The organism is Olsenella sp. An290 (assembly GCF_002159535.1).
GTDB lineage: Bacteria > Actinomycetota > Coriobacteriia > Coriobacteriales > Atopobiaceae > Thermophilibacter.
Map to the genome: position 1 here is coordinate 165,239 of NZ_NFIU01000003.1, position 18,487 is coordinate 183,725.

An 18,487-nucleotide genomic window follows, 5' to 3' on the forward strand; every position below is an offset into this window, starting at 1 on the left:
CATGCCTCACAACGACGACGACTCCTTCGGCTACATGACCGGCGAGGTCCACTGCTCCTTCTGCGGCAAGAGCCGCAGCCAGGTGAGCAAGCTCATCGCGGGCCCCAACGGGGTCTTCATCTGCGACGAGTGCGTTCACGCCTGCGCCGACATGATCAGCGAGGCCGAGTTCGACGCGGCGCCCGACGTCGCCGACGGCGAGGCCGAGCCCGCCCCCGAGCTGCCCATCAAGAACCTGCCGACCCCGCACGAGATCTACGACGAGCTCTCGCAGTACGTCATGGGCCAGGAGCAGGCAAAGCGTGCCATGAGCGTGGCCGTCTACAACCACTACCGCCGCATCCTCTCCGGAAACGACGAGGTCGAGGAAGGCGCCGAGGAGGTGGAGATCGCCAAGAGCAACATCTTGCTGCTCGGCCCCACGGGCACCGGCAAGACCCTCCTCGCGCAGACGCTCGCGCGCTTCCTCGAGGTGCCGTTTGCCATCGCCGACGCCACCACCCTCACCGAGGCGGGCTACGTGGGCGAGGACGTGGAGAACATCCTGCTCAAGCTCATCACCGCCGCCGACGGCGACGTGGAGCGCGCGCAGGTGGGCATCGTCTACGTGGACGAGATCGACAAGATCGCCCGCAAGGCCGAGAACCTCTCCATCACGCGCGACGTCTCCGGCGAGGGCGTGCAGCAGGCGCTCCTCAAGATCCTCGAGGGCACCGAGGCGAGCGTGCCCCCGCAGGGCGGCCGCAAGCACCCCCAGCAGGAGCTCATTCGCATCGACACCACCAACATCCTCTTCATCTGCGGCGGCGCCTTCGTGGGTCTGGACAAGATCGTGGCCGACCGCATCGGCAAGAAGGGCATCGGCTTCAACGCCGAGGTGAGCCAGAGCGCCGAGAAGGACGAGGACTACCTCATGGGCCAGGTCATGCCCCAGGACCTCCACAAGTTCGGCATGATCCCCGAGTTCCTGGGCCGCATCCCGGTGATCACCGCCACGCGCGAGCTCACCGAGGCCGACCTCGTGAGCATTCTCACGCAGCCGAGAAACGCCCTCGTCAAGCAGTATCGTCGCATGTTCGAGCTCGAGGGCGTGAAGCTCGAGTTCACCGACGACGCGCTCGAGGAGATCGCGCGCCAGGCCATCGCCCGGGGGACGGGCGCGCGCGGCCTGCGCGCCATCTGCGAGGCCACCCTCCAGGACACGATGTTTGACCTGCCGAGCAACCTCGACATCACCAAGGTCACCGTGACGAAGGAGTCCGTCGGTGGCGGGGCGTCGCCCATCATCGAGTAGTCGCCGTGACGGCATGACAAGACGGGGACGGCCCCCTTGAGCCTTTTCGCGATGGCTCAAGGGGGCCGTCCCCGTCTATTCATGCCGTGCGCTACAGGTTGGCGCCACCAAGGCCCATGTAGCCCCTTATGACGGCGGCGCGCCGGCGCGTGCCGGCAGGGCAGGTCCGGTCAAAGGCGGGCATGATCCCCTTGTAGAGCACAATGACCTGGAGGCGCTTGGCAAGCCCCTTCACCGACGCACGTGACTCCTCGAGCTGCCCGCGAATCTCGTCGAGGTAGGGGGAGTGCATCGCGTAGCGCCAGAAGAGCTCGGCGCGGTCGGCGTCGGGGTAGAGCCACGGCCGGTTGTCCGGCCCGGCAAAGTGGATGATCGCGGGGTTGGCCGCGGCCTCCTCGTACTCGGCGCGGACGTCGGCGGGGGCGTTGGCTATGATGTGGGTGCGACGGAGGTGCTGCCAGTCCATGAGGTAGTTCCACCGCATGTGCACGCGCACGTAGTGGCCGTTGACCACCCGGTTGAGGACGTCCTGGTCGAGCCAGCGCCACATGCGCAGCGTCGAGAGCCGCAGGAACTCGCGCGGGGAGACCGTGCGCCGGAGCTCGGCGAGGTTCATGAGCAGGACGCCCGCCTGGAAGTAGTCGTGCGGGTCGTCCATGCCGAGCTCGTCTTTGAGGTAGGGCCCCACGGTGGCGTCGTAGCCCTCGATCTGGCCGATGGTGTCGGCGTCGCGGGTGGCCGCGAGCGGGTAGCCCGTGACGTCGGTGTCGTAGAGCTCGGCCACGTCCGCGTCGACGATGAGGTCGGAGTCGAGGTAGATGGCCTTGTCCACGTTGGGCAGGAGCTGCGGGGCGAGGAGGCGGAAGTAGGTCTCCGGCCGGAAGTGCCCGTGATGGGGGAGCTCGATGTCACCGAGCGCGGCGTCCACGTCAAGAAAGCCGATCCCCACGTTGTCAGAGGTCGCCTGGCGCGTCAGCGTGATCATGCTCGCCGGGGTTATGTTGCGCGTGAGCACGATGATGTCGTAGCGCCGGTCCGGGCTCACGTTCTCGACGATGGACTGGATCGCGACGGAGAGATAGGGGACAAAGTTCTCGCTGCACGCAAAGACGATGACCACGTCGTCAAGCGGCAGGTCAAGGTCGGTCGACGAGCTCGCGAGCATCGTGGACGAGAGCGGGTTCCTCACGTGCGTTGTCTTGCGCAGTGGCTTCATGTGACCTCGGTTCGCGCGCCTGCCTGACCCGTCAACTCTACCATGCCGAGCCGGGGCGTGGCGCCCGCGCGGCGACCGGTGCCGTGCGGCGGCGCTCGGGGTCTCGGCGCTTGCGCGCCCTCACGGGGCAAGAAGGGCGACGGCGTTTCTGGCAAGAAGCTCGCGTGCGGCGGCCTCCTCGATCCCACGGGCGTGCGCGACGCCCGCTGTGGCGCCAGCCAGGGACCCCTCGAGCAGCGCGGCGCCTCCCGTGTCCCCGGGCGCCCCCGGGAGGTCCGTCTCGACGAGAAGGGCCTCTGCGGGCACGACGCGCGCGTACTCCCGCCCGCGCCGCGTCGAGAGCGCCCGCTCGCCAAGGGAGATGCGGCAGCCCAGCCGGACCGCCCGCCAGAGCTCCTCGGACGTGCCGGAGAACCAGTGCAGCACGCAGCGGCAGCGCGCCGCGGCTCCCGTCCGCTCGAGCACGTCGAGCGCCGTCGCTGCCGCCCTCACGGCGTGGACGGAGAGGACCTTGGGCGCCCCGGGCTCGCTCGTCTCGGCACAGGCGCGGCAGGTGCGCTCGAAGGCCGCGAGCTGCGCATCCCATGTCCCCGCGCGACGAGGCGCGGCGTCGAGCCCGATCTCACCGACAAGGCGCAGGTCGCCCACAAGCGCGCAGAGCGCGTCGGCGTCCGAGGCGTCCCGCACCCACCACGGGTGGAGCCCCGCGGCAAGGTGCACGTTCTTCTTGGCCGCAAGGCGCCCGCGGAGCGCGAGGAACTCGTCCGGCGTCACCGTGACGGCGAGCAGCCCCAGGTCCCTCTTGGCCGCGTCCCGCGCCACGGCGACGGGGTCGGAGAACCAGCCCAGGTGGCAGTGTGCGTCAAACCACATGTTTCCCTCCCTTCCCGCGATGATACCGCGCGCGTGCTATTCTGTTGAGCTGATATGAACCTTCGCCACGAGAGGACAGGCCGTGGAAGAGATGCCCAAGACCTACGACCCCGCAACCGCCGAGCCCGAGCTCATCGAGCGCTGGATGAGCGCCGGCTGCTACCAGCGCTCCAAGGGGGTGGGGGACTGCACCGTCGTCATCCCGCCGCCCAACGTGACGGGCATCCTGCACATGGGCCACGCGATGGACGACTCCATCCAGGACACCTACGTGCGCTACAGCCGCATGCGCGGGCGCTCCACGCGCTGGATCCTGGGCACGGACCACGCGGGCATCGCCACGCAGACCAAGGTGGACAAGAAGCTCAAGTCCGAGGGCGTCTCCCGCCTTGAGATCGGGCGCGAGAAGTTCCTCGACGCCTGCTGGGACTGGACGCGCGAGTACGGCGGCACGATCGTCTCCCAGATCAAGCGCATGGGCTGCTCGATCGACTTCTCCGACGAGAAGTTCACGATGAGCCCCGAGTTCTCCCGCGCGGTGCGCAAGGTCTTCTGCGACTGGTACCATGACGGCCTGATCTATCGCGGCAAGCGCATCGTCAACTGGTGTCCCTCCTGCTGCACCGCCATCTCGGACGACGAGGCCGAGTACCAGGACGAGAAGGGCCACCTCTGGTACCTGCAGTACCCGCTCGTGGAGCCCGTGGACGGCATCGACCACATCACCGTGGCCACCACGCGCCCCGAGACCATGCTCGGCGACACGGGCGTGGCCGTCTCCCCGCAGGACCCTGAGAAGGCCAAGCTCGTGGGCAAGATGGTGCGCCTGCCCATCGTTGACCGCGAGATTCCGATCTTCTCCGACTGGCACGTGGACGCCGGCTTTGGCACGGGCTTCGTCAAGGTCACGCCCGCGCACGACCCCAACGACTACGCGATGGGCCAGGCCCACGACCTGCCGCAGATTAACATCTTCGACGAGCACGCCGTCGTGGTCGAGGGCTACGGCGAGTTCTCCGGCATGAACCGCGACCAGTGCCGCGAGGCCGTGGTGGCGTGGTTCGAGGAGCATGGCCTGCTCGAGAAGGTCGAGGAGCTCGACCACTCCGTCATGCACTGCTACCGCTGCAACACCGCGCTCGAGCCCTGGCTCTCCGAGCAGTGGTTCGTGGCCGTGGACAAGCTCAAGGAGCGCGCGACCGAGGTCGTGAAGTCGGGCGAGGTGAAGTTCCACCCCGAGCGCTGGACCCAGACCTACCTCACGTGGATGGACAACCTCAAGGACTGGTGCATCTCGCGCCAGCTCTGGTGGGGCCACCGCATCCCGGTCTTCTACTGCGAGGACTGCGGCTGGGAGGACGCCCTCATGGAGGACACGGACACGTGCCCCAAGTGCGGCGGGCACCACGTGCGCCAGGACGAGGACGTGCTCGACACGTGGTTCAGCTCGCAGCTCTGGACCTTCGCCACGCAGGGCTGGCCGGACAACCCCGATCAGATGGAGGGCCACCACCCCACCAAGGTCCTCGTGACCGCGCGCGACATCATCGCCCTCTGGGTGGCGCGCATGATCATGAGCTCGCTCTACTTCACCGACGAGGTGCCCTTCCACGACGTCTACATCTACGCCACGATCCTCGCCAAGGACGGTAGCCGCATGTCCAAGTCCAAGGGCAACGGCGTGGACCCGATGGAGCTCATGGAGAAGTACGGCGCTGACGCCATGCGCTACAACCTCCTCACGCTCATCACCAACAACCAGGACGTCAAGTTCGACGCCAACATCGACAAGAAGACCCACAAGCTGATCGACAGCCCGCGCACCGAGCAGGCCCGCGGCTTCGTGACCAAGGTCTGGAACGCGAGCCGCTTCGTCCAGATGAACCTCGAGGGCTACGAGCCGGGCGCCCCGGCCGCCGTGACGCCCGAGGACGCGTGGATGCTCAGCCGCCTGGCGCGTGCCGTCGCGCACGCCACCGAGCAGCTGGAGACCTACGCCTTCGGCGACTACGCGCGCGAGATCCAGAGCTTCTTCTGGGGCGACGTCTGCGACTGGTACATCGAGCTCTGCAAGAGCCGCCTTCTGGACGGCGCGCCCGAGGAGCGCCTGCAGGTCCAGCGCAACCTCGTCTTTGTGCTCGACACCTGCATGAGGCTGCTGCACCCGGTCATGCCGTTCGTGACCGAGAGCGTCTGGGACGCCCTGCCCGCGTCCGGCCTCGACGACCACTCCGCGGAGTTCCTCATGGTGGCCGCCTGGCCGGAGCCCGAGCGCTTCGCCGAGTTCGTGAACGAGCGCGCCGAGAAGGACTTCGAGCTCGCCAAGCGCGTCATCTCCTGCGTGCGCTCCACGCGCGCCCGCTACCGCCTGTCGCCTCGTGCCGAGCTCGACGTCACCGTGCGCTGCGCCGACGAGGACGCGACGGTTCTCGCCGGCCAGGAGGGCTTCGTGCGCTCCGTGGGCCACGTGGGCGCGTTCGTTGCCGCCGCCGACGCCCAGAAGCCGGAGGGCTGCGTCTCCGTGGCCGACGGCGGCCTGGAGATCTTTGTCCACGTGGGCGACCTCGTTGACCTGGCCGCCGAGTCCGCGCGCCTCGCCAAGGAGCTTGCCAAGGCCGAGAAGGACCTCGCGGGCGTGGAGCGCACGCTTGCCAACGAGGGCTTCGTCGCCAAGGCGGCGCCCGCGGTCATCGAGAAGAAGCGCGCGCAGGCCGCCGAGCTCACGGCCACGATCGAGCAGCTCAAGGCCCAGATCGCGGACTTCGCGTAGGTCCTCGTGCGCCGGGGCGCCCCCGTACTTCTCGCCGGCTCACTTCGCTTCGCTCAGAAGTTGCCTGCGAGAAGTACGGGGGCGCCCGCATGTCGGCCCTCGCTCGGACCGGGGGTGTGAGGCCGGGAGGCACGCCGGCTTGACGTCGGGTGGCGGGGGAGTATCATCTCCGCATCTGACGAGAGGGGGCTTACGTGGCAGACGCGGCGCTCGAGGTGCGGGACCTCTGCTTTGGGTACGGTGACGTGCCGGTGTGGGAGGACGTGTCCTTCTCGCTGGCGGCCGGGCAGGTCGCCTTTCTGACCGGTCCCAACGGTGCGGGCAAGTCCACGCTCTTCCGCTGTCTCGCGGGCTGGCTCGAGCCGTCCGCGGGCGAGATTCTGGTGGCCGGAGAGCCCTTCACGGGGCGCACGCGCCTTACGCCCGGGACGCTCTCCTTTGTGCCCGACGTCCCTGCCTTCTACGACGACCTTACGGCCATCGAGCACGTTGAGCTCGTGCTCGCCGCCAACCGTGCCGATGACGCCCGCCCGCGCGCGGAGCGCCTGATCGAGCGCTTTGGCCTCTCCGGCCAGGAGCGCCTGCCGCCCTCGGCCTACTCCCGCGGCATGCGCGAAAAGCTCGCCCTGGTGCTCGCCCTCGCGCTGCGCCCGCGCGTGCTGCTGCTCGACGAGCCGCACGGCCCGCTCGACCGCGAGGCATCGCTCGTGCTCTCCCAGGAGCTCGTCGCCGCGGCGCACATGGGCACGGCGGTGCTTCTGAGCTGTCATCACGACGTGCCGGGAATCGCGCCGGACGTCTCGCTTACGCTGCGTGACGGTGCGCTCGCGAGGGAGCTCTGAGGTGGGCGGCAGTACCTGCGGCGGCGGCCTGCGCACGCTCGTCCGCCTGGAGCGGCGCCACGTGCGTGCGAACGCCCGCTTCCTGCTCTTTGCCGCCGGGACGGACATAGACGAGGAACGCGACCTTCTCGACCGCGCCTACCAGCTCTACCTGCTTATCTTTATGGCCGTATCGCTCACGCTCTCGTTCGCGCAGGTTCTCGACCTGGCGGGGCAGCTGCGCGACGCCCTGGGGGTCGCGGTCTCCGCGCGGCTGGCGCACCTCCTGCTCGTGCTCGCGCCCGCGGCGGGCCTCGTGGCGTGGGGCGTCTCCGACCTGCGCGAGACCCCGCTGCGCCTGGCCGCGCCCGATATCACCTGGCTCGCGCGCGTCGTGCGCCCCGAGGAGCTCTTCGTCGTGCGGCTCCTGCGCGACCTGCCGTGCGTCGCGCTGGTCTCCGCGCTCGGCGGGGCCCTGCTCGGCGAGATTGCCTCCGCCCACCTGGGTCTTTGGGCCGCCGCGTGCGCCGTCCTCATGCTGACCGCGCGGCTCTTTGCGCTCGACACCGCACTGCCCCGCTCGGTCGCCGAGCCGCGCCGTCGCCGTGCGGCCACCGTCGTGGCCTCCGCGATCGTGGCGGCCTCGGGCCTGGCGCTCCTGCTCGCAGCCGGGCCGCTCGCCGCGCTGCTGCCCTGGGCGCTGTCCCTCGGCGTCTACTCCGTGGTCGTCGTCCTTCTTGTTGACCTGCTGCTTCTGGGTATGGCCGGCAACAGGTCCTGCTACGCCGACATGGCCTTCGTCGTGGACGACAGCGAGCTCTATGCCGCGCGTCGCTCCATGCGCTTCCTCGCGCTCGCGGACTCCAACGCCTACAAGGAGGCGTGCCGTCGCCGTCGCGCGCAAAGGAACCGCCGGGCAAGAAGGACCTGGCGCTTCCGGCCCGGACGCCTGGCGCCCGTCTCCCACGCGTTCGCGTCGCTCGTGCGACGCCCCTCGGCGCTTCTGGGGCTGCTCTCGGTGGGCGGCCTTCTCGTGCCCATGGGTGCGCTCGTCATGACGCTGCGACCGGGCGTGGGCGTGACGCTCTGCTGGCTCGTCTGTGCGTGCCTCGCCCTGCGCGAGCCGCTCGAGCTCGGGCACGTCTTCCGGGAGGACTGCCGCAACCGCCTCGTGCGCTCCCTGCTGCCGTTTGGCCGTCTTGGGCTGCTGGTGCTCGACGCGCTGCCGGCGCTCGTGGTGACGCTCGCGGCGTCGTGCGCCGTCAGCGTCGCATGTGCCGCCGCGCTCGGGACTGACGCCCTGACCGTCGCGCTTCTCTCCTGCGCGCTCGACGCCCTTCTCGCGCTGTCATGCGGGCTCGACGACCCTGCCGCGCCCGTGCGGCTAGGGTCCGTGCTGCTGACCAGCTTCTCGTTTGGCGCCGTGGCGCTGGTTGCGGTTGGGCTTGCGTCACTCCTGGGCGCGACTTCCGCACTCGCGTGCGCCGCGCTGCTCGTGGTCCTTCTCGCCCGTGCGCTGCGATGATGGCTCTCGCGTTACGCCATACTCGTTTTTAAAAACGTATAGCAAGGGGGTGCCATGGAAGCGACGCAGATGAACGTGCGCCTCGACCGTTCGGTCAAGCGCGCCGGTGATGCCGTGCTGGAGGCGTGCGGCTGCACGCCTTCGCGAATAGTTCGCGCGCTTTGGGAGTACCTGAGCGTTCAGGGGCGGGTTCCCGATGCTCTTGAGCGCATGCTCGGGCAGGAGGAGCTTGATGCGGGTGACAGGTCGGCCGCGGATGACGGGCATGATGCCGGCGCGCGTCTCGTTGCGAGCTTCTATGAGGGGCTCGGCGTCAGCGAGCCGGAGCGTCCCGCTCCTGACTACGCTGCGCTGCGTGACGAGTGGGCAGACGAGAGGCTTGCTGAGTTGGGGCTCTCATGATGCCGCTCAAGCTGCTCCTGGATACTTACCTATGACGCACAGCTTGCGCGCCGCTCCCCGGTGCCCTGCGTTGACGTGGCGGGTGCCTTGGAGCTCCTCCTCGCGCGTCGGGCTGCTGGCAGTCGCGAGCGGTCCACTGGTACAAGACCAGGTCCGTGTTCGTGAAGACGGCGCGAAACAATGCGGGACGAGAGGGTGGGTGCTCTCCCTCATGGAGGTGCTCGACGGTCTGTGCGTCTGGGGTACTGAGCACATGCCCAAGCAGGCACATCTATAGGTAGCGTCGCGGGTCGGCGTCCCGACGCATCCCTTCGTCTCTATCGCGGTGACCTCGGCAGGTCTTTGATCTTGCGCGCGGGAACCCCGGCGACGATGCAGTTGCTGGGCACGTTTTTGGTTACGACGGCTCCCGCTGCCACGATCACGTTGCTGCCTATGGTCACGCCGCCCATAATCACGCAGTTTCCGCCGATCCACACGTCGTCGCCGACGGTGATCGGTTTGGAGATGGCAAGGCGCTCGCGTCGGCCCTGCGCCTCGAGCGGGTGACCTGTCGTGGCGATGAGCGTGCCGGGCCCCACCATGCAGTGGTCACCGAAGGTCACCGGCGCGCCGTCAAGGATGGTTACGTTGAAGTTCGCGGTGAACCGCTTGCCCACGGAGATGTTTTTGCCGTTGTCGCAATGAAAGCCCGGCTGGATGTCGAGCTCCGGTCCCGCAGCACCTAGCAACTCGCGCGCCGCTGCCTCACGCCCCACTGCGTCGAGCGGGTCGACGGCGGCGAGCCTTGCGCACCCCAAGGATGCGGCCGTAGCGGCGGCCGCCCCAGTTGTAGCTCACGGCGGGCTGCAGCGCGTCGCAGGTTCCGTAGAAGAGCGGCTGCACGAAGCCGTCCACGAACATGAGCGCGCCGCTCTTGAAGGCGCGTCGTCAGGATGCCATGCGGTAGAATTGTCTCAAATCCGGAACCGACTCCGGATTTGAGACACTTATAAGGAGACCGGCTATGTACATCAAACGCGCGCTCGAGACGGTCGTTCGCAGGTATTCGCGGTATTTCAAGGTGGTGCTGGTTACCGGGCCGCGTCAGGTCGGCAAGACAACCATGCTCAAACATCTCATGGAGGAAGACGAGCAGGCTGGTATCTCTCGTTCCTATGTGACGCTTGACAACACCGCCATCCGTCAGGCAGCCAAAGAAGACCCGGCGCTCTTCCTTCAGCGCTACCATCCCCCCGTGCTGATCGATGAGATCCAAAAGGCTCCCGAGCTGCTTTCCTATATCAAGGAACTGGTTGACAGGACGGACGACTCCGGAACGGTGTGGCTTACGGGTTCCCAGCCGTTCCACATGATGAAGGCCGTGTCCGAGTCGCTTGCCGGTCGTGTTGGGATCATCGAGATGCTCGGCCTTTCGACATCGGAAATCTCGGGAGCGACCTCGGAACCGTTTTGCGTGGACTCAGATTACTTCGTGCGACGCGTGTCCCAGGCCAAGCCTCTCACTGTCAACGATGTATACGATCGCATATGCGCAGGGTCGCTTCCGGGTATCTATCAGCTTCCCGACGATATGCGCTCTGCAGCCTACGAGGCGTATATTGACACGTATATCATGCGTGACATCCGCGATTTGGCGCAGGTGGGAGACGAGCTTCGCTTTCGACGGTTCATGGCGGCGTGCGCGGCACTCACCTCGAAGCCCGTGGTTTACGCCGAGCTAGCGCGAATCGCCGATATCAACGAGAAGACCGCAAAGACGTGGTTGTCACTGCTGGTCGGCTCGTATCTGGTGAAGGTTGTGGAGCCGTATGCCAACAACATTCTCAAGCGGCTGAGCAAGCAGCCTGTCCTTCATTTTCTTGATACAGGCCTTGCCGCATACCTTGCGGGTTGGACCAGCCCGCGGGCGCTTGAGGTGGGGGCCATGAACGGCCAGGTATTCGAGACCTACGCGTTCGATGAGGTGTACAAGACCTACGTGAACGCTGGGATGAGTCCATCGCTCTTCTTCTTCCGCACGAACGACCGCAAAGAGATCGATCTGCTCTTGGAGCGTGACGGCACGCTCTTCCCCATAGAAGTTAAGAAAACCGGCTCGCCTTCTAGGAAAGATGCGCGTAACATGGGTGCGCTCGATCCGGTTGCTGCCGCCGACGTTCCGGAGGAGCTTTCCGTCTTCAAGCGGCGCGTGGGGCTGGGCTGCGTCCTGTGCTTAGCCGAGGACACCTTTCCTGTGAGCGAGCGCGCCTGGGCGTTTCCCGTATGGGCGGTGTAGGGATCATTTGCAAGGAGGGAACCATGAACTATCGCAAGCTGGGCAACACGGGTCTCGAGGTGAGCGAGATCGGCTTTGGTGGCGAGTGGATGGACCGCTCGCCCGAGGAGACGCTTGCGGTGGTGCGCGCTGCGCAGGAGGCGGGCATCAACATCCTCGACTGCTGGATGAACGACGCCATGCGCCGCTCCAACCTGGGTGACGCGCTCCGGGAGCTCGGCAGTCGCGAGCGCTGGGTCATCCAGGGGCACCTGGGGTCGGTCACGGTTGACGGGCAGTACACGCGCACGCGCGACCTCGACCTGGTGAGGCCGGCCTTCGAGGACCTTCTTGAGCGCTTTCACACCGACTACGTCGACCTGGGCATGATTCACTACGTGGACAAGGTCGAGGAGTACGAGCGGGTCGTCCTGGGCGACAGCCCCTTCATGCGCTACGTGCGCGAGCTGCACGCGGCGGGCACCATCCGCCATATCGGCCTCTCCACGCACAACACCGAGGTGGCGCGGCTCGTGGTGGAGAACCCCGAGATCGAGATGATGCTCTTCTCGGTGAACCCCGCCTTTGACATGATGCCCGCGACCGACAACCTCGACGACCTCTTTGGCGACTACGCGGGAGTGGGGGAGGGCGGCATCAACGCCGACCGCGCCGCGCTCTACGCGCGCGCCGAGGAGACGGGCACGGGCATCACCGTCATGAAGGGGTACGCCGGCGGGCGCCTGCTCGACGCGGCGGCCTCGCCCTTTGGCGTGGCGCTCACGCCCGTGCAGTGCATCCACTACGCGCTCACGCGCCCGGCGGTGGCGAGCATCATGGTGGGCTTCTCCTCGCCCGCGCACGTGGCCGAGGCCGTGGCCTACGAGACCGCCTCGGCCGAGGAGCGCGACTATGCGAGCGTGCTCGCCGGTGCGCCGTGCCACGCCTATCTGGGCCAGTGCACCTACTGCGGCCACTGCGCGCCGTGCCCCAAGGGCATCGACATCCCCACGGTCAACAAGTTCTACGACCTCGCCGCCCTGCACGACGAGGTGCCCGACTCCGTGCGCGACCACTATCGCGCGCTCGACGCTCACGCGGGGGACTGCATCGCCTGCCATGCGTGCGAGGGTCGCTGCCCCTTTGGCGTGAAGGTGGCGGACAAGATGGCCGCGGCGGCGGGGCTCTTCGGGCTCTAGCGAGAGGCGCAACGAGTGCGCGCGGGGAGGGGCTCAGCGAGAGAGCCGTGGTAGCACGCGCTCGATGAGCTCAGATTCCGTGCCTTGCCCGTCCGTACGGTACACGAGGTAGAACGTCGCGCGGGCGCTGGCGTCGCTGAGCGGGACCGCGACGCGGGCAACGTTTTCGGCCTGATGCAACGTATACGGCGTTGCCGCCTCGGTGCTAAACGCGAGGGCATCGCTCGTGGAGAGGAGCATCTCGAACATCGAGCGGTCCTCTTGCCAGAGGAACGTCGCATGCGGTAGCTCGCGCTCGACGACGCTGCGCCAGAAGCCGATGTTGGTGTATATGAGGAAGGTCTCGCCGTCGATGTCGCAAAAGCGCAACGTCTGTTTGCCCGCGAGCGGGTGCGTGCGCGGCAGGAGCACCGAGAGGCTCTCGGTCATGATGGGTTGCGAGATGAAGCCGGGCAGCACGAGCGGGTTGAGCATGATGGCGGCATCGAGCGTGTCCTCCATAAGTCCGCGGCGCAGATGCTGCTCATCAAGGGATTCCGAGGTGACGATGGTGCCGGGCGCCGTCTCCACCACGAGCTGCGTGACGCGCCAGAGCGGGGCTGGAGCGCAGGTGCCGATTCTCAGCGTGCGCCGGCGCGTCTCGAGCGATGCCAACTCGTCGCGCATGCGCCGATAGGTGCGAAGCATATCGCCCGCGTAATCCGCTGCGATGCGACCCGCCTCGGTGAGTGCCGAGCTGTTGCTGGTGCGATGCAGGAGCTGGCAGCCGAGCTCGTCCTCGAGCCGTCTGATGGAGCGGCTGAGCGCTGGCTGGGACATATGGAGCTCCGCGGCGGCGCGGAAGATCGATCCCGTCCGCGCGACGGCGGCGATGTGCTCGAGTTGATCGATGGTCATGGGTGTCTCCTGGGGGGCTGTGCGAGCGCTCTGCTCATAGTATGCACGTTATGCATAGCAATTGCTCGAATACGTAGGGTGCAGTCACCGATTGCCGCAGCATGATGGTGGCGACAAGAAACGGCGCAATCAGACAAGAAGGGATTTGACCATGGCAAACGTTCAGACAGTGACGCTCAACAACGGCATCGAGATGCCGTGCGAGGGCTTCGGCGTGTTCCAGGTGCCGGACCCTGCGATATGCAAGCAGGCGGTGCTTGACGCCATCGACTGCGGCTACCGCCTCATCGACACGGCGGCCGCCTACATGAACGAGGAGGCGGTGGGCGCCGCCATCCGCGAGAGCGGCGTGGCGCGCGAGGAGCTCTTTGTCACCACCAAGCTCTGGGTGCAGGACGCAAGCTATGAGGGCGCCAAGGCGGCACTCCAGACCTCGCTCGACAAGCTCGGCCTCGACTACCTGGACCTCTATCTCATCCACCAGCCGCTCGGCGACTATGTGGGAGCCTGGCGCGCCATGGAGGAGGCGTATCGTGCCGGCACCGTCCGCGCCATCGGCGTGTGCAACTTCTACCCGGCGCGCCTGGCGGACTTCTGCGAGACCGTCGAGGTGACGCCTGCCGTGAACCAGGTGGAGCTGCACCCGTTCTTCTCGCAGGAGGCGGCGCTTGCCACGATGCGCGAGTACGGCGTGGTGCCCGAGGCGTGGGGCCCCTTCGCCGAGGGCAACCACGGCATCTTCACGCACCCCGTCCTCACCGCGATTGGCGAGAAGTACGGCAAGACTGCGGCGCAGGTGGCCCTGCGGTGGAACATCCAGCGCGGTGTGGTGGTCATCCCCAAGTCCGTGCACCGCGACCGCATGGAGCAGAACATCGACGTGTGGGACTTCGAGCTCACCGGCGAGGACATGGCGCAGATCGCCGGGCTCACCCTCGACCACAGCGAGATCGTGAACCACGACGATCCGGCGTTTGTGAAGATGCTCCACGGCGTGAGCAGCGTGAGGACTCGTCTTTAGCGACGCAGGCGGACAGGGGACGCTTTGCTGGGAGCATCGATGCTGCCGGCAAAGCGTCCCTTTCCGGAACGTGTGAATCGTTTGAGCTACACGCGCAGCACGTAGCCGTCCTTGCGCGGGGCGGCGGCGGGCTCGGGGCCGTCGGCGTAGCCGAGCGCGATGGCTCCCACGCCGCGCAGCGTCTCGGGCAGGCCCCACTCCTTGAGGAGCTCCTTGCCCTCCTCGCTGTCGAAGATCTCGCGCTCGCGGTGGATCCAGCAGCTAGAGAGGCCCACGGCGTGCGCCGCGAGCATGAGGTTCTCGAGTACGCAGGAGCCGTCCTCCACGAAGGTGCCGCGCTCGCCGTCGGCGAGCACCACCACGATGGCCGGCGCGCCGTAGTACGGGTCGGTGTCCTTGCCCATGACGGCGGCGTTGAGTGCGCGCAGGCGCTCGCGGGTCTCGGGGCTCGTCACCGCAACGATCACCGGAGACTGGTGCCCGCCGCCCGTGGGCGCGTAGGTGCCCGCCTCAAGCACGGTGTCGAGCAGCTCTTGGGGGACGGGGTCCGCCTTGTAGCTGCGTACGCTCCTGCGCGTCTTGATGAGGTCGATGAGATCGCTTGCCATACGCTGCCCTTTCTCTCGCCGGAAACCGCGATATAGAAAAACCGCCCATCTGCCCAAGGACAGGTGAGCGGCGAAAAGATGATGGCGGCATCCGGAAAAATCCGCTGGGATTTTCGAGCCCCATTATGGGCACTCCCCACGCCGTGTCAAGCGTCGACAAGAACTTCTCGCCCCTGCTTGACTTCCGCAACCAAGGCCCGTACAGTCAATTCGTCTAAAATCGTGTGGACTTTTCTGGGCGCAAGCCACCTTTTTGCCGCACAACGGAGCTCCGGTTGTGCGGCTTTTTCGTACACATCGACCATATGGCGGTGCGGACGGCCTTCCTCCGAGAGCTCGAGGCGTAACGAGCCGAAGCCTCGCGTTGGGGGGCGAGAGGAGGAACGGCTATGGAAAACGTGATCGATCGGCCGATGCCGTCTGCGGGGATGGCGCCCTCGGGACGCCGCCGGGCGGTGGCGGCGCTCCAGGTGTTTGCGGGCGGCGCCTGCTACGGGGCGATGGCGACCACCTACAAGCTCGCCTACGCGGCGGGCTTCACCTCCGCGCAGGTGGTGGCGAGCCAGGCGTGGTTCGGCTTTCTGTTCTTCGGGCTCGCGGTGCTTCTCGGCCGTCTGCGCGGTGGGCGCTGGCAGCGTCTTTCCGGCACGCAGGTGCTCGAACTCATGGGGCTCGGCGCCCTCACCTGCACCACTTCCATCCTGTACTGCTACGCCATGAGCGTGCTGCCCGCACCGGTGGCGCTCACGCTGCTCTTCCAGTTCACGTGGATGGGGCTCGTCTGGCAGACCATCATGACGCGCCGAGCTCCGCGCTTCGTGGAGGTCGCCTCGGCGGCGGTCATCGTGTTCGGCACCGTGTTCGCGAGCGGCGTTTACAGGACGGGGCTTGCGGGCTACGACCCGGTGGCCCTCCTCTGCGCGCTCGGCGCCGCCGTGACCTGCTCGCTCTTCGTGACGCTCTCCGGTAAGGTGAAGGCCCTCTGCTCCAACGAGCAGCGCGGCCTCGTCGTGTGCCTGGGGGCGGGCGTCATGTCGCTCACCGTGTTCCCGGACTACCTGGTGTCGGGCGTCGTCTTCCAGGGCATCCTGCCCTTTGCCGCGGTCGCGGGCTTCTTCGGCCTCATGTGCCCCGTGCTGCTCTTTGGCCTGGGGTCGCCACACCTGCCCGCAGGCCTCTCAACCGTCATGGCCGCTGCGGAGCTTCCCGCGGGATTGTTCATCGCCATGGTCGTGCTCGGCGAGCCGCTCGGCGTCGTCGAGTGGCTGGGCGTGGTGGTGATTCTCGCGGGCGTGTGCCTCGCACAGGCTCCGAGCCTTCTCTCACGGCATACAATGCGGTGAGGCCATGCCGGAGGGCCCCGAGCGCGATGCCGTGGGGTTCCGTCGGTGGCCCGATCTGCCGGGAGAGCTGCGGGCGCCCGCTTACGCGCAGACCGGCTCCGCGAGCACCGTCCCCTCAGGGAACGCGCGGCGGAAGACCCAGCGCGAGAGCGGGCCCGCCACCAGCAGGTTCCACGGCAGCGCGGCGACGAAGTTCCACGGGATGTTCGCGATCCACGTGGGCAGGATCATGGCCGGGTCGCCCACGTGCGTGAACGCCTCGAGCGCGCCGTAGAGCGACATGAAGAGCACCATCGGGAAGACCATCATCGTGCTGATGGCCAGCGTGATGGCAAGGCGGCTGCTCTTGCCCGGCGTCACCAGGAAGCGGAACGCAAACCACTTGGCAAACCGGCTGGCTACGAACACGTCTAGGAGGGTGGAATATTCAGCGCGGCGTGGTGGTCATCCCCAAGTCCGTGCACAAGGATCGCATGGAGCAAAACATCGACGTGTGGGATTTTGAGCTCACCGACGAGGATATGGCGAAGATCGGCGAGCTCACCCTCAACCACAGCGAGATCGTCAACCACGACGACCCGGCGTTTGTGAAGATGCTTCACGGCGTGAGCAGCGTGAAGACTCGTCTATAGCGACGTAGGCGGATAAGGGGCGCTCTGCCGGGGGCATCGATGCTGCCGGCAGAGCGTCCCCTTCCGGAGCGTGCGAATTGTTTGCGCTACACGCGCACCACGTAGCCGTCCTTGCGCGGAGCGGCGGCGGGCTCGGGGCCGTCGGCATAACCCAGCGCGATGGCGCCCACACCGCGCAGCGTCTCGGGTAGACTCCACTCGCGCAGAAGAGCCTTGCCCTCCTTGCTGTCGAAAATCTCGCGCTCGCGGTGGATCCAGCAGCTCGATAGCCCCACGGCATGCGCTGCGAGCATGAGATTCTCGAGCACGCAGGAACCATCCTCTATGAAGGTGCCGCGCTCACCGTCGGCGAGCACCACCACGATCACCGGTGCGCCGTAATACGGGTCGGTGTCCTTGCCCATGACGGCGGCGTAGAGCGCGCGCAGGCGCTCGCGGGTCTCGGGACTCGTCACCGCGACGATCACCGGAGACTGGTGCCCGCCGCCCGTGGGCGCGTAGGTGCCTGCGTCCAGCACGGCGTCGAGTGGCTCGGCGTGGCGGTGATCCTCGCGGGCGTGTGCCTTGCTCAAGTGCCGTCGCTTTTTGCGCGACATGCCCACAGCGATTAAACTAGTGCGCGGGTACGCTGCATGAAAGGGAGGGCAATGGGTGCCGAAACAACGAAACCCTTCGCGAATTGCGAGGATGTCCTAGCGTGTCCTGTCTGCGGGGAGCCGCTGAGCTTGTCCGGGACATCCTTGCGTTGCGTACGCAACCATTGCTTCGATTTGGGTCGCCAGGGGTACGTTAACCTGCTTGCGCATCACAAGGCGGCGGGACCGTATGATCGGGACTCGTTTCTCAGCCGACGCGCGGTCTTTTCAAGCGGGCTGTACGATGCGCTCGCTGCCGAGCTGTGCGACATCATGGTTTCACTCGACATCGAGGGCGTCGTTGTCGATGCGGGCTGCGGCGAGGGTTTCTTCTCGAGCCGTTTGGCGGAACGTTTCGTGCCGCCGATCCGGCTCTTCTCGTGTGATATCTCCAAAGATGCCGTTCGCCTCGCCGCAGGTGCGGACCGCGAGGGCTCCGTTGCATGGCTCGTGGCAGACTTAACCGCGATTCCCCTGCGCGACCACTGTGCGAGCTGCGTCCTCAACATCTTCTCGCCGGCAAACTATGGGGAATTCCAGCGTGCGCTCAAGCCCGGCGGCTTTCTCATCAAGGTGGTGCCGACCCCAAACCACTTTCGTGAGATTCGTGAGCGGGTCAGTGACAAGGCGCCTGAGCGAGGAGATTACTCAAACGAGCGGGTGATCCGGCACCTCTCCGATATTTGCGGGATACGGGAGAGGCGCGTGGTAACCTCCACGATCCGAATGACGCAAGAGCAGCTCGTCGCAGCGGTTGAGATGTCACCGATCATGTTTGGGATCGACGGCTCGACTCTCGACTGGACGTCAGTCGATACGCTCACCATGGAGGCGGAGATCCTGGTGGGGACGTTTGATCAAGCCGCCCGCCTCTAGGCGGATGCAGGCTCCGCGAGCACCGTCCCCTCAGGGAACGCGCGGCGGAAGACCCAGCGCGAGAGCGGGCCCGCCACCAGCAGGTTCCACGGCAGCGCGGCGACGAAGTTCCACGGGA

The 18,487-nt window shown here is 66.8% G+C and carries 19 protein-coding genes; 11 read left to right on the forward strand and 8 right to left on the reverse strand.

The genetic code is table 11. The features are described 5' to 3' along the window. The first annotated feature begins 1 nt into the window (after window position 1). Window positions 2–1,294 (forward strand): ATP-dependent Clp protease ATP-binding subunit ClpX, encoded by a 1,293-nt coding sequence (gene clpX, locus B5F84_RS03515; RefSeq protein ID WP_087320844.1) that lies wholly within the window; start codon window positions 2–4, stop codon window positions 1,292–1,294. A gap of 91 nt (window positions 1,295–1,385) precedes the next feature. On the opposite strand, the gene B5F84_RS03520 is transcribed toward clpX, so the two are convergent. Both B5F84_RS03520 and B5F84_RS03525 read right to left on the reverse strand, forming a co-directional pair. Then, a complete protein-coding gene (locus B5F84_RS03520) occupies window positions 1,386–2,510 on the reverse strand; it encodes a glycosyltransferase family 8 protein (protein WP_239378223.1) in 1,125 nt (374 codons plus the stop codon). 120 nt (window positions 2,511–2,630) lie between these two features. Beyond that, window positions 2,631–3,383: a TatD family hydrolase gene (locus B5F84_RS03525; protein ID WP_087320847.1), complete on the reverse strand. Its 753-nt coding sequence runs from the start codon at window positions 3,381–3,383 to the stop codon at window positions 2,631–2,633. 82 nt (window positions 3,384–3,465) lie between these two features. On the opposite strand from B5F84_RS03525, the gene B5F84_RS03530 reads away from it, so the two are divergent. The 4 genes from B5F84_RS03530 to B5F84_RS03545 all read left to right on the forward strand — a co-directional run bounded on the left by B5F84_RS03530 (window position 3,466) and on the right by B5F84_RS03545 (window position 8,901). After that, window positions 3,466–6,153 carry a valine--tRNA ligase gene (locus B5F84_RS03530; RefSeq protein ID WP_087320850.1) on the forward strand — a complete coding sequence of 896 codons (2,688 nt, stop codon included), beginning with the start codon at window positions 3,466–3,468 and terminating at the stop codon, window positions 6,151–6,153. A 194-nt stretch (window positions 6,154–6,347) separates the two neighbouring features. Continuing rightward, window positions 6,348–6,995 carry an ABC transporter ATP-binding protein gene (locus tag B5F84_RS03535; protein WP_087320853.1) on the forward strand — a complete coding sequence of 216 codons (648 nt, stop codon included), beginning with the start codon at window positions 6,348–6,350 and terminating at the stop codon, window positions 6,993–6,995. 1 nt (window position 6,996) lies between these two features. After that, the gene (locus B5F84_RS03540; RefSeq protein ID WP_087320856.1) at window positions 6,997–8,499 is read left to right on the forward strand and encodes a hypothetical protein; all 1,503 of its coding nucleotides are present in this window, start codon (window positions 6,997–6,999) and stop codon (window positions 8,497–8,499) included. A gap of 54 nt (window positions 8,500–8,553) precedes the next feature. Continuing rightward, a complete protein-coding gene (locus B5F84_RS03545; protein ID WP_087320859.1) occupies window positions 8,554–8,901 on the forward strand; it encodes a type II toxin-antitoxin system RelB/DinJ family antitoxin in 348 nt (115 codons plus the stop codon). 317 nt (window positions 8,902–9,218) lie between these two features. Here the strand turns inward: B5F84_RS03545 and B5F84_RS03550 are convergent, their stop codons facing one another. Together B5F84_RS03550 and B5F84_RS09550 are read right to left on the reverse strand one after the other, a co-directional pair. Beyond that, window positions 9,219–9,659 (reverse strand): sugar O-acetyltransferase, encoded by a 441-nt coding sequence (locus B5F84_RS03550; RefSeq protein WP_204205491.1) that lies wholly within the window; start codon window positions 9,657–9,659, stop codon window positions 9,219–9,221. Then, window positions 9,649–9,798 (reverse strand): hypothetical protein, encoded by a 150-nt coding sequence (locus tag B5F84_RS09550; RefSeq protein ID WP_158094475.1) that lies wholly within the window; start codon window positions 9,796–9,798, stop codon window positions 9,649–9,651. The genes B5F84_RS03550 and B5F84_RS09550 overlap by 11 nt, the downstream gene beginning before the upstream one ends. A gap of 109 nt (window positions 9,799–9,907) precedes the next feature. Here B5F84_RS09550 and B5F84_RS03555 point away from each other — a divergent pair, with 109 nt between their 5' ends. After that, the gene (locus B5F84_RS03555; RefSeq protein ID WP_087320864.1) at window positions 9,908–11,179 is read left to right on the forward strand and encodes an ATP-binding protein; all 1,272 of its coding nucleotides are present in this window, start codon (window positions 9,908–9,910) and stop codon (window positions 11,177–11,179) included. Between the two features lie 23 nt (window positions 11,180–11,202). Beyond that, the gene (locus B5F84_RS03560) at window positions 11,203–12,357 is read left to right on the forward strand and encodes an aldo/keto reductase (protein ID WP_087320867.1); all 1,155 of its coding nucleotides are present in this window, start codon (window positions 11,203–11,205) and stop codon (window positions 12,355–12,357) included. Window positions 12,358–12,390: 33 nt separating this feature from the next. Here the strand turns inward: B5F84_RS03560 and B5F84_RS03565 are convergent, their stop codons facing one another. Continuing rightward, a complete protein-coding gene (locus tag B5F84_RS03565) occupies window positions 12,391–13,254 on the reverse strand; it encodes a LysR family transcriptional regulator (RefSeq protein ID WP_087320870.1) in 864 nt (287 codons plus the stop codon). 151 nt (window positions 13,255–13,405) lie between these two features. On the opposite strand from B5F84_RS03565, the gene B5F84_RS03570 reads away from it, so the two are divergent. Continuing rightward, complete coding sequence (locus B5F84_RS03570) at window positions 13,406–14,275, forward strand: aldo/keto reductase (RefSeq protein ID WP_087320873.1); 870 nt, start codon at window positions 13,406–13,408, stop codon at window positions 14,273–14,275. 86 nt (window positions 14,276–14,361) lie between these two features. Here the strand turns inward: B5F84_RS03570 and B5F84_RS03575 are convergent, their stop codons facing one another. Next, complete coding sequence (locus B5F84_RS03575; protein ID WP_087320876.1) at window positions 14,362–14,883, reverse strand: nitroreductase; 522 nt, start codon at window positions 14,881–14,883, stop codon at window positions 14,362–14,364. Window positions 14,884–15,272: 389 nt separating this feature from the next. On the opposite strand from B5F84_RS03575, the gene B5F84_RS03580 reads away from it, so the two are divergent. Further along, a complete protein-coding gene (locus tag B5F84_RS03580; RefSeq protein WP_087320879.1) occupies window positions 15,273–16,226 on the forward strand; it encodes a DMT family transporter in 954 nt (317 codons plus the stop codon). Window positions 16,227–16,307: 81 nt separating this feature from the next. Here the strand turns inward: B5F84_RS03580 and B5F84_RS03585 are convergent, their stop codons facing one another. Further along, on the reverse strand, window positions 16,308–16,634 hold the full coding sequence (locus tag B5F84_RS03585) for a hypothetical protein (protein ID WP_239378225.1): 327 nt from the start codon (window positions 16,632–16,634) through the stop codon (window positions 16,308–16,310). A 65-nt stretch (window positions 16,635–16,699) separates the two neighbouring features. Here B5F84_RS03585 and B5F84_RS03590 point away from each other — a divergent pair, with 65 nt between their 5' ends. Next, window positions 16,700–16,858, forward strand: coding sequence for a hypothetical protein (locus tag B5F84_RS03590; protein WP_204204783.1), 159 nt, complete (start codon window positions 16,700–16,702; stop codon window positions 16,856–16,858). Between the two features lie 86 nt (window positions 16,859–16,944). On the opposite strand, the gene B5F84_RS03595 is transcribed toward B5F84_RS03590, so the two are convergent. Beyond that, window positions 16,945–17,430: a nitroreductase family protein gene (locus B5F84_RS03595; protein WP_204204785.1), complete on the reverse strand. Its 486-nt coding sequence runs from the start codon at window positions 17,428–17,430 to the stop codon at window positions 16,945–16,947. A 75-nt stretch (window positions 17,431–17,505) separates the two neighbouring features. On the opposite strand from B5F84_RS03595, the gene B5F84_RS03600 reads away from it, so the two are divergent. Then, window positions 17,506–18,369 carry a putative RNA methyltransferase gene (locus B5F84_RS03600; protein ID WP_239378227.1) on the forward strand — a complete coding sequence of 288 codons (864 nt, stop codon included), beginning with the start codon at window positions 17,506–17,508 and terminating at the stop codon, window positions 18,367–18,369. Window positions 18,370–18,487: the final 118 nt, after the last annotated feature.

Coding starts and splice junctions, on each gene's coding strand:
- clpX (WP_087320844.1), top strand. CDS start 2: ATGCCTCACAACGACGACGACTCCTTCGGCTACATGACCGGCGAGGTC.
- B5F84_RS03520 (WP_239378223.1), bottom strand. CDS start 2,510: ATGAAGCCACTGCGCAAGACAACGCACGTGAGGAACCCGCTCTCGTCC.
- B5F84_RS03525 (WP_087320847.1), bottom strand. CDS start 3,383: ATGTGGTTTGACGCACACTGCCACCTGGGCTGGTTCTCCGACCCCGTC.
- B5F84_RS03545 (WP_087320859.1), top strand. CDS start 8,554: ATGGAAGCGACGCAGATGAACGTGCGCCTCGACCGTTCGGTCAAGCGC.
- B5F84_RS03555 (WP_087320864.1), top strand. CDS start 9,908: ATGTACATCAAACGCGCGCTCGAGACGGTCGTTCGCAGGTATTCGCGG.
- B5F84_RS03560 (WP_087320867.1), top strand. CDS start 11,203: ATGAACTATCGCAAGCTGGGCAACACGGGTCTCGAGGTGAGCGAGATC.
- B5F84_RS03565 (WP_087320870.1), bottom strand. CDS start 13,254: ATGACCATCGATCAACTCGAGCACATCGCCGCCGTCGCGCGGACGGGA.
- B5F84_RS03570 (WP_087320873.1), top strand. CDS start 13,406: ATGGCAAACGTTCAGACAGTGACGCTCAACAACGGCATCGAGATGCCG.
- B5F84_RS03575 (WP_087320876.1), bottom strand. CDS start 14,883: ATGGCAAGCGATCTCATCGACCTCATCAAGACGCGCAGGAGCGTACGC.
- B5F84_RS03580 (WP_087320879.1), top strand. CDS start 15,273: ATGGAAAACGTGATCGATCGGCCGATGCCGTCTGCGGGGATGGCGCCC.
- B5F84_RS03590 (WP_204204783.1), top strand. CDS start 16,700: ATGGAGCAAAACATCGACGTGTGGGATTTTGAGCTCACCGACGAGGAT.
- B5F84_RS03600 (WP_239378227.1), top strand. CDS start 17,506: ATGGGTGCCGAAACAACGAAACCCTTCGCGAATTGCGAGGATGTCCTA.